Source organism: Clostridium sp. DFI.1.208 (genome assembly GCF_024463855.1).
Lineage (GTDB): Bacteria > Bacillota_I > Bacilli_A > Erysipelotrichales > Erysipelotrichaceae > Clostridium_AQ.
The window spans coordinates 1-9,250 of the sequence record NZ_JANGCA010000098.1 but is presented as its reverse complement, the minus strand read 5'-3'; the positions used below and the strand labels follow the sequence as shown (position 1 = coordinate 9,250).

The following is a 9,250-nucleotide window of genomic DNA, read 5'->3' as shown; positions in this document are numbered from 1 at the left end:
GCTTACCTGGCAAGCTGCCAGGCAGCTACGCCTACCGTCGATACATTGGAAGAGAGCGAAGATGTATAGATATCATCACGTGAGATATCGCAAATTCCTCGATGAGATAGGGATGGATATACCGGAACAGTGAGACAGCCCCTCACTGTTCCATCCCCTTCATATATTCAAGACGATGCCCGTACCATATCTATTGAATGCGACGGGACTTTTGGTGTAAGATATATGTAGCGGATATGAAAAAGCCCAAGCTATCCTTGTGATGTAAAAGAGGTGGTATGAGTGAAAACGGAAGGATTATCGAAGGCATTGGAGAAGGCCAGGGATAATTGCACACAGCTCGCTGATATGGGAGTAGAAAAAGAAATGCTGGAACCGTTTTGGCAGTTGATGAAAGAGTGTGAAGCGATCATCCGACATGAGGCCGATCATAAGAAAAAAATGATGAAGGGGATAAAAGAGGCACAAAAGAACGGCGTCCGCATAGGGCGTCCTGGGATCCCCTGCAGTGATAAGTTTCTGAAGCTGGCTGTCCTGCAATCCCAACATGCGATCACGGCAGTGGATGCGGCAGCGCAGCTCAACATAGGGAGATCGACCTTCTATAAACTGAAGAAGCTCTATCATAAAGAGATCAAGCGGAAGAAACAGGAAGGATGAGCGGTGACCCCGCGAAAGGAGAAAGAATGGAAGCTGATATCGTATTGAAAGAAGATGAGATCGAGAAGTCATTCGAAGCCGCAAGCAGTGATTTTCTATCGTATCTGGACAAGAGCATCGAGCGGCTGGAGGATGAGCAGGAGCTCACAGGGCAGTATAAAGAGGACATGATCGCAGGAAGAGAGGGCATGGTCATCCTGTTACCGATATTCCTCGATATGTTCCGGGCAGCACTGCATGAGCACGTAAAGACGAGAACGCCATTATTAGCTGTCGAACTCTATGAAGAAATGGACGGCGTGGATACGACCTGGGGGATCGGCCTCATGATAGCCGAAGAGCTGTGCAGGAGAGCCGGCGTCGAACATAAGAAGGTCTCACAGGACATGGAAGCGACAATCTTAGAATTTGAAAAGGTACTTACAGAATATTACAGTATGATGGGAAACGATCCCCAGGCGGACGCTGTGGCTTCTGACATCCCCGATGGTAGATATCAGGCTTGATGGGGATATCACTTCAACTGTATACATAAGAACGGACGCGATGTAACGAAGAGGTATGGCCGGATACACACGAGGTACGACATACGAAGACAGGCTGCTGGAATGGCAGCTTTTTCTCTTTCCTCTCCGGCTGCGCCCCTACATGGCAAGTTGCCATGTGAGCGATCTTCTATAAAAAGTGCAGCGGCACATGTGACGGCTTTCTACATGGCAAGTTGCCAGGCAGCTATGGAATACCGCTTCCGGCTCCTCCGTCAAGGACCGGGTCGTATCTTCCTGACGGAAGATCTCCACCCTGCCTGCAGCTCCTTGACTGCTCCACCTATAGCGGTGTGAAGAAAGTGTAAGGTAGCTACACTTACAGTCGATAGCGGCAGAACCGCACAGGAGGAACCTATGAAGCAGGAAATTATCTTAACAGAGGAAGGCATCAAAGAAGTATGCAAGGAAGCACGAACTCGGTTTTTAGGAAATATCGAGCATATCGTCGATCTCATGCCGGAAGAGGATGCGCATCAAAAGCGATTGAAAGAGACGGTCTGTCTTGCCGTAACAGGGATAAAGGAGCTGATGCCACGATATGAGGATGCATTCAAAAGCGCATTGATAGACTATGAAAATAAGATATATCCACTCATCTCGATCGCATTGGAAGAACGAGGAGAGGTCTGGCACCCATCCCTTGGGATATCAAAAGAATTTCTCGATAAGATGGGGACAGACATGACGGGATTTCTAGAATACATGAACGATGTATTAGTAGCGTTCGGCAATGCATTATATGGTATCCACAAAAGATTAGGCGATGCTTCAAAGCTGCAAGCACCCTTCGTAGACGCAGATAAGAAAAGATTCCAGGCATGATTCGATGAAACAGTGAGGAGAGACCCTCACTGTTTTGCACTTCGTACGCCGAAAGCTACAGGAGATATCCCCCTACCTGGCAGATTGCCAGGTAGCTATGGAATACCGTTTCCGGCTCCACGATCAAGGACCGGGTCGTATTTTCCTAACGGAAAATCTCCACCCTGCCTCCAGCTCCTTGACCGCTCTGCCTTCCACGGTATGAAGGAAGTGTAAGGTCAGTCGCCTTACATGTGATGAGCGGTGACCCCGCAAAGGAGAAAACAATGGAAGCTAGTATCATTTTAACGAAAGAGACATCAAAAAGGCATTTGTCAGAGCACACGATGAATTTCTATCCTATCTAGACGAACGTATCAAGCTTTTGCATGAGGACAAGACATCCGCCCCCTCTTATGAGGAAGCTCTGCTTTTAGGACATCCTGTTGCCACTCTTTATCGAGGTATTCGATAAAACGCTGTGTGAGATCGGAAGGATGACCGCACCACTATTGGCCGTCGCACTCGATGCAGAAACGAGTGGTTCAAGGAAGGTCTGGCAAGGGAATATCCTGATAACCGAAGAATTCTGTAAAGAAATAGGTATCGACTATGAAAAGGTCGTACAAGATTTGAAGCCGACCGTCGCACAATTCGGAAAGCTGCTTGCTGAGTATCATCGAATGATGGGAGACAGTTCAAAAATGAGTTTTTTTCTTGATAATTAGGGAGGCTGTCAGCCTCCTCAGTCATTCCATCAGGATATGTCCTCTTTCAGATGATGAAGAGGACATGTCTCGATAGAATATGGCGCCCCCTACCTGGCAAGTTGCCAGGTAGCTATGGAATACCTCCTACGGTTCCATCCGTCAAGGACCGGGTCGTATTTTCCTAACGGAAAATCTCCACCCTGCCTACAGCTCCTTGACTGCTCCACCTACGGCGGTATGAAGAAAGTGTAAGGTAACTGACTTACATAGTAAGAGCGGTAGCCCCGCAAGGAGAATGGTATGCAGAGAAATAAAAATGATGTAACAAGTAGATATGGTATCCAAATCGGAGATATATTCATTGCGAAATCCAACGATGACATTATCTGCTTACAAGTAATGTCCGTATGCGATAGTTTGCATATCGTCGTGCAAGAAGTCTATCCGGAAATCATCGATATCGTACAACGCGACGAGATTACCAGATCATTCAAACTCGATAATAGTAGAAAACGGCTGTTGCCTTTAAAAAAATCTCGCTACATAAAGAACAACAGCCAAGGGATGAAAAAACTGACGGTATTGAAGGGCATCTACATCCCGGCTATCAAATATGATGGATACAATTACGCATATCTATATGAAGATACCTTCATCTGAATAAAAGAACAAGCTGCATGATACTCAGGGCAGCTTTTTTGTAGCATTGTCACTTTCCTTTTTGACTGCGCCTCTACATGGCAAGTTGCCATGTAGCTATGGAATACCGCTTACGGCTCCATCAGTCAATGACCGGGTCGTATTTTCCTACGGAAAATCTCCACCCTGCCTATGGCTCCTTGACTGCTCCACCTCCAGCGGTGTGAAGAAAGTGTAAGGTAGCTACACTTACAGTCGATAGCGGCAGAACCGCACAGGAGGAAAGATATGCATTATTATGAAGTACAGTCACAATTAGTAGTTTTGAATAATGAGGATGCCTATGTAGCATCCGAAAAAGCCCTAAATGAATTTGACCTTTTGGTCATCGATAGTAAGGAACACGGATTCATTACTGTTTCTATCTCTCGGAAACTCACGAATTTTGAGGCGATTTCCATGCCATTCGAAATCAGTACCTATCTCATGAAGATGGATATCGAGGGATATTTGAAAAAGAAGAAAGCGGAAATCAGTGCAGATGTCATCCTTAAAAAGGTGGAACTCAAAGTCAAGGAGATACAGTATATGGAGAAACTGAAAAAATATCAGAGAGACCCGAAAGTAAAAGCATTACTGGATGAATATGATGCTTTACAGAAAGATACACCTATTCAAGCAGAAGCGGAAGAAAATACATATGATGGATTGTCATTGGATGACCTAGTCTAAACAAAGAAATCGGGAGAGACACCTCTCTCGATTTTTCTATCTCATTTTGATATCCGGCATTTGAATCAGTATATTAACTATGGCTGCGCCTCTACATGGCAAGTTGCCATGTAGCTATGGAATACCGCTTACGGTTCCTCAGTCAAGGACTGGTAAGAGTACAATTGCTAAAAAATTATTGTCATATGGTGCTTTTAGTATCTTAGCAATGGATGAAGTAAGACATGCGTTTTATGCATGTGGGATACAGGATATATATGCAAAGGATAATAAGACCGAGGTGAAGGATACATATTCCACAGCTTTTTTAGAGTTTATAAAAAGCTATATCAAATCTTTTCGTCATAACAATCCGGATATCACCCTGATCATTGAAGGAATGGAAATGACCGTACAGGAAGTGGCTAAGGAATTTCCAGGGGATATCATCGTAGTTTTGGGAATAGATACATCTGATACACAGGTATTTTTTGATTTGATAAGAATGCAGGAACGCACGAACGGACATGCATGGACCAAACATATCACGGACGATGAACTGCATGAATGTATCGAATGTAGTATGCGATATTCTAAAGAAAACGAGAAAGCTGCAAGAAAACTGGGGATCGCATATTTTTCCTGCAATGGTCATCGGACAGAAGATTATGAAAGATCGATCATCGACTATATATTACGATCCATGTCTTCCGATGATATAAGGTCTTACCGTGAACATATGAATTTGATGGATCTATATCTTTTCTTAGATCTTACTGATCGTTTTGAAAACTATAACTATATTAAAAATATTTTGAAAATCGATTATTATCAGATCATCAAGGTAGGTCATCGTGATCTATTAGAGCTTCATGAGCTTCACCTTAGAGTCCCTATCTTATATCATGTCGATGACCTTAGCATATTTGAAAAACAAATATCCAAGCTTAGAGATTTGAGAAATACATCGAAAGATATCGTTATCGATATCTGTGGGAATATCGAAAACTTAGGAGGGATCACGAAATGAAACTGTTTATGATAAGTGGAAGGATAAAGGATATCAGGACAAGGATATCGGCAACCCAGCGAAGCTTTCTCAATATGCATATCTCTTCCAGTGACGGTGCGTCCTATGAAATATCGATATCCTATGAGCACGTATTCGATAACCGCCCTCTGGAGGTTGGCGATAGCGTGATGGCAAAAGGACAGATCATCTCCCATGAGAGTGAGGATGCATCCGGTGAGGTACATCTGTCCTATGAATTCATAGCAGATCACATCACGAGGTATTAGCCTATACTACCTGGCAACTTGCCAGGTAGTTTTCTCATGTACCAGATAGTCGAGAGAAAGGATATAGATAATATGAAATTATTCATTCTGATACAGATACTGTATATCATCTATTTATTATTGCGTATCAAACGGTACAAGAAGGAAATCACATTATATAAAAACCTGCGGCTCATGTATATTGAAATGATACAATGGTTGAATACCAAGCATCTGGAAGATAAAAAATAAGTATGATGACTCATCACGACTAAGGGAGAATGACGAAAAAACTCGATGCCATGAGATAGCTCCAGATCCTGCAATATCAGCGCTTCCCTTTTGGCTGCGCCTCTACATGGCAACTTGCCATGTAGCTATGGAATACCGCATCCGGCTCCTCAGTCAAGGAGCGGGTCGTATTTTCCTAACGGAAAATCTCCACCCTGCCTTGCGGCTCCCTGACTGCTCCACCTCCAGCGGTATGAAGAAAGTGTAAGGTATCCATCCTTACGATCGTAAGCGGTGACCCCGCAAGGAGAAGAATATGAAAAATATAGTGAACACGATCATCGGAAGCAACAACATTATAATCAGAAACAGCACGGTATCCCACATCAGGAATATCGAGACCCTTTCACAAGGTTGGAACTGGGTCGAATCTACAGAGGGCTCAGGCTTCTTACTATCGCCTGAGGGAGATAGCGTCGTCGATTATGTCCTGATCATAGGGACAAGTGATATCCGTTACCGTTTCCGTGATACGGAGTCATGGATGCTGTTCGTAGGAACGGAAAAAGAATTCAAGGATTTCATCTTGAAGAAAGTGAGAGATAGGATATGATCTCCATAAATGAAGATAGAAAAAAGTTGATGGACGATATACTGACACTACAGCAGAAAGAACTTGAAGCCTGTGATGATCTCCGAGCACTCTATATATCAATGCTCAACCATCACAATCATCACAATGACCATAGTTGTACGGAAAAAGGTGTCGATATCCGTGTAGGAGATATCTGTTATATCGATTTCGGAAATGCATTCATCGAAGAGATAGGCTTCCAGCATTTCGGACTCATTTTGAGCCTATGTAAAAATAAAGCGTATGTCGTGCCGATGAGTGGTAATGAACGGGCTTATGCGCAAGCCTATAGTAAGGATACCCTAAACGGCAAAAAACATCTGATGCGCCTGGAAAAGGTCGGTAGGATGAAGAAACGTTCTGTCTTATTCATAAACGATTCCAAATGGATAAATACCGCGAGGGTCATAGACGTAAAAGGACATCTGAAAAGAGACAGCCAGGTCTTTCGAGAAATCATGACCAGGGTCAAAGATATGATATCCTAGAGGAGCTCTCCTCTAGGGTATTTTATATACTGGCGAGCAGTTGATCAAGTAAAAAGATGCCGGATAGCTCTGCCGGCTCAGGTGCCGGCCAACTACATGGCAAGTTGCCATGTAGGTATGGAATACCGCACATGATTCCTCAGTCAAGGAGCGGGTCGTATCTTCCTGACGGAAGATCTCCACCCTGCCTTCGGCTCCTTGACTGCTCCACCTCGTGCGGTGTAAAGAAAGTGTAAGGTAAGTGGCAGCCCCACAGGAGATGGAAAATGAAAAAATTATATTACATGACGTATCATCAGCAGCTTGGTCAAGATACAAGATATCTTGCGGAAGGATTGATCGTGAGTGATGAAGATTTTCAACAAAAGACTCACTTCTCAATAGGTGAAGAATCCTACATCTGTTCGGCAGTTCCTTTGAACGATGCTGAAGATATCTATTATTTCTTACAGGATCTCATCCAGCGAGGTAAGACGACAAATATGCAGACTAAGAGATTACAGACCTTGGCATTACGTGAGTTTCTGAACGATGAAGCCGGAGATCTATATGCGATCCTTTGCGATAAAGTGCAGTACGGTATAACAAGGATACAGATGAAGAGAGAAGCCGGATACTCATTCTATGAGTTAGATGATCATTACGCAGATATCTGTAGGAAATACAACGCAAGCATGCTCGTTGAATTTGCATATCTACGACACACGGCCAACTATTGCTTTGCATTGCATGATGAGCTATTGAACATCGAAGTGATATTCAGTGACAGAGAAGCAAAGCTATCAAAAAGAAGGATATAAGGATATCATCTACAGGTGATAGTTCAAGATGTCAAACATAACAAATCTTGGAGGTGTGACGATGAATAAGGAGATTTTTGAATATGGCGGTCATCATTTTATTCCGGAAAGGCAGTTCACCAGAGAAGAAGATGATTTCTTTGTTATTTCACGCAGGCAGCGGAGAGATAAAGAACTCGGCTTTTGTAAGTCAGGCAATGGTTATGAGAGCAAGTATCCTTATTCTCCTGAGGACTTCTATGCTGTGTCACCGGAAAAGGAGTGTGACCTGTTCCGCTGTATGGAAAACGGAAAGCTATATCTGCCTTGTGAAAATGATCTACAGGAGTATGTGGAGGCAGAGAAATGTAAACTACCAAAATCAACACGACCGAAAGAGCGAATAGAGTAGAGCTGTCATACTCACAGAAACCGGATATCAGGATCCTTGCTGATCGATAGCTGCCGATGATGATGTTATCAGCAGCTTCCCTGATATGTTTAGGTCACCATATTGTAGGGTGATACTCCAAGCAGGAAGATCACTCTTTCTGTTACACGACTACATGGCAAGTTGCCATGTAGGTATGGAATACCGCACATGGTTACTCAATCAAGGAGCGGGTCGTATCTTCCTGACGGAAGATCTCCACCCTGCCTATGGCTCCTTGACTGTTCCACCTTGTGCGGTGTGAAGAAAGTGTAAGGTAGTTATCAAAAAGGAAGGAGTGCTTTTGAAAGGGTTGCGGAAAACGCCTTACGAATGTATAATTTTCTTAGATGGTATACAATAAAGAGAGGAGTAAAGAAATGGAAGAGCAGACAGCACTTGCCAATACGCTGGATCAAAACGAAAAGAACAAACAGCAGGCATACGACAGTTATTGTAAGAATATGTTGAGCAATAAGTCGATATTAGCATATATCTTGAAGAACTGTATCAAAGAATTTCAAAATATCCCCTTAGATGAGATACCAAGCTTCATAGAAAAACAGCCACGGATCGATGAAGTGATGGATGATCGGATCGTTGGAAAGAATGTAGAAGACGCGTCTATCCCCTCTGCAGTCATACGGTATGACATCCTGTTTGAGGCAACACTGCCAAATACAGGAAACACGAAGAAAGAAGAGATCGGTGTCATCATAAATCTCGAGGCACAGAATGAAACAGCGCGTCTGTCATATCCGTTATTGAGCAGAGCGATCTATTACTGCAGCAGGATCTTAGGAAAACAAAAGAACGCAGCGGATGGATTCCAGCATTCTAATTTCGGAGATATGAAAAAAGTATACTCGATATGGTTGTGTTTCCATCATCCAAAGGACATGGACAACGTGATCAACCGATACAGCATGCAGGAAAGCAGCATGATGAACGAGTATAGAGCACCGAAGGAAGATTATGATCTATTGGAAGCCATCATGGTCTACCCTGCCAAAGAATATGACTATGACGATGATGAGCATGGATTCCTGGAATTGTTGAACCTGTTGTTCATAGCCAAGCTATCGGCAGAAGAGAAAAAGAAGAAATTAAAGAATGATTACCGCATAAACATGACGAAGGAAATCGAAGAGGAGGTCGAGATCATGTGTAACCTGAGCCAAGGTATCAAAGAAGAAGGTAGAATCGAAGGACGTGCTGAAGAAAAGCTAACAAGCACGATCATGCATGTCCAGGCCATGTTAGAGAGATTCCCAGATATGACAGCTACAGAGGCGATGGATATCCTCAAGGTAGAAGAAGAACTGCGAGCAAACGTCTTAG

Annotated in this window: 14 protein-coding genes; all 14 read left to right on the top strand. The window is 43.5% G+C overall.

What is annotated here, in order from left to right:
• Nucleotides 1-282: 282 nt before the first annotated feature.
• The gene (locus NE665_RS22750) at nt 283-660 is read left to right on the top strand and encodes a hypothetical protein (protein ID WP_002610751.1); all 378 of its coding nucleotides are present in this window, start codon (nt 283-285) and stop codon (nt 658-660) included.
• A 26-nt stretch (nt 661-686) separates the two neighbouring features.
• Entirely contained in the window at nt 687-1,166 is a 480-nt protein-coding gene (locus tag NE665_RS22745; RefSeq protein WP_008728860.1) for a hypothetical protein, read from the top strand.
• Nucleotides 1,167-1,562: 396 nt separating this feature from the next.
• Complete coding sequence (locus NE665_RS22740; RefSeq protein WP_002610747.1) at nt 1,563-2,030, top strand: hypothetical protein; 468 nt, start codon at nt 1,563-1,565, stop codon at nt 2,028-2,030.
• 425 nt (nt 2,031-2,455) lie between these two features.
• Nucleotides 2,456-2,737, top strand: a complete 282-nt coding sequence (locus tag NE665_RS22735; protein ID WP_233108996.1) for a hypothetical protein — start codon at nt 2,456-2,458, stop codon at nt 2,735-2,737.
• 282 nt (nt 2,738-3,019) lie between these two features.
• Nucleotides 3,020-3,379 carry a hypothetical protein gene (locus NE665_RS22730; protein ID WP_002610743.1) on the top strand — a complete coding sequence of 120 codons (360 nt, stop codon included), beginning with the start codon at nt 3,020-3,022 and terminating at the stop codon, nt 3,377-3,379.
• Between the two features lie 267 nt (nt 3,380-3,646).
• Nucleotides 3,647-4,090: a hypothetical protein gene (locus NE665_RS22725; RefSeq protein WP_002610740.1), complete on the top strand. Its 444-nt coding sequence runs from the start codon at nt 3,647-3,649 to the stop codon at nt 4,088-4,090.
• Between the two features lie 385 nt (nt 4,091-4,475).
• Nucleotides 4,476-5,099: a hypothetical protein gene (locus tag NE665_RS22720; RefSeq protein WP_256302650.1), complete on the top strand. Its 624-nt coding sequence runs from the start codon at nt 4,476-4,478 to the stop codon at nt 5,097-5,099.
• Nucleotides 5,096-5,368, top strand: coding sequence for a hypothetical protein (locus tag NE665_RS22715; protein ID WP_002610737.1), 273 nt, complete (start codon nt 5,096-5,098; stop codon nt 5,366-5,368). The genes NE665_RS22720 and NE665_RS22715 overlap by 4 nt, the downstream gene beginning before the upstream one ends.
• A 72-nt stretch (nt 5,369-5,440) precedes the next feature.
• The gene (locus NE665_RS22710; protein WP_002610735.1) at nt 5,441-5,599 is read left to right on the top strand and encodes a hypothetical protein; all 159 of its coding nucleotides are present in this window, start codon (nt 5,441-5,443) and stop codon (nt 5,597-5,599) included.
• A gap of 295 nt (nt 5,600-5,894) precedes the next feature.
• Nucleotides 5,895-6,191 (top strand): hypothetical protein, encoded by a 297-nt coding sequence (locus tag NE665_RS22705; RefSeq protein ID WP_002610734.1) that lies wholly within the window; start codon nt 5,895-5,897, stop codon nt 6,189-6,191.
• Nucleotides 6,188-6,700, top strand: a complete 513-nt coding sequence (locus NE665_RS22700; protein WP_002610732.1) for a hypothetical protein — start codon at nt 6,188-6,190, stop codon at nt 6,698-6,700. The genes NE665_RS22705 and NE665_RS22700 overlap by 4 nt, the downstream gene beginning before the upstream one ends.
• A 266-nt stretch (nt 6,701-6,966) precedes the next feature.
• The gene (locus NE665_RS22695) at nt 6,967-7,500 is read left to right on the top strand and encodes a hypothetical protein (protein ID WP_002610730.1); all 534 of its coding nucleotides are present in this window, start codon (nt 6,967-6,969) and stop codon (nt 7,498-7,500) included.
• 61 nt (nt 7,501-7,561) lie between these two features.
• Complete coding sequence (locus NE665_RS22690) at nt 7,562-7,891, top strand: hypothetical protein (RefSeq protein ID WP_002610728.1); 330 nt, start codon at nt 7,562-7,564, stop codon at nt 7,889-7,891.
• Between the two features lie 398 nt (nt 7,892-8,289).
• A partial coding sequence (locus tag NE665_RS22685) for a hypothetical protein (protein ID WP_256302649.1) occupies nt 8,290-9,250 on the top strand: 961 nt, incomplete at its 3' end.

Coding starts and splice junctions, on each gene's coding strand:
- NE665_RS22690 (WP_002610728.1), top strand. CDS start 7,562: ATGAATAAGGAGATTTTTGAATATGGCGGTCATCATTTTATTCCGGAA.
- NE665_RS22695 (WP_002610730.1), top strand. CDS start 6,967: ATGAAAAAATTATATTACATGACGTATCATCAGCAGCTTGGTCAAGAT.
- NE665_RS22745 (WP_008728860.1), top strand. CDS start 687: ATGGAAGCTGATATCGTATTGAAAGAAGATGAGATCGAGAAGTCATTC.
- NE665_RS22705 (WP_002610734.1), top strand. CDS start 5,895: ATGAAAAATATAGTGAACACGATCATCGGAAGCAACAACATTATAATC.
- NE665_RS22725 (WP_002610740.1), top strand. CDS start 3,647: ATGCATTATTATGAAGTACAGTCACAATTAGTAGTTTTGAATAATGAG.
- NE665_RS22740 (WP_002610747.1), top strand. CDS start 1,563: ATGAAGCAGGAAATTATCTTAACAGAGGAAGGCATCAAAGAAGTATGC.
- NE665_RS22720 (WP_256302650.1), top strand. CDS start 4,476: ATGACCGTACAGGAAGTGGCTAAGGAATTTCCAGGGGATATCATCGTA.
- NE665_RS22700 (WP_002610732.1), top strand. CDS start 6,188: ATGATCTCCATAAATGAAGATAGAAAAAAGTTGATGGACGATATACTG.
- NE665_RS22710 (WP_002610735.1), top strand. CDS start 5,441: ATGAAATTATTCATTCTGATACAGATACTGTATATCATCTATTTATTA.
- NE665_RS22730 (WP_002610743.1), top strand. CDS start 3,020: ATGCAGAGAAATAAAAATGATGTAACAAGTAGATATGGTATCCAAATC.
- NE665_RS22715 (WP_002610737.1), top strand. CDS start 5,096: ATGAAACTGTTTATGATAAGTGGAAGGATAAAGGATATCAGGACAAGG.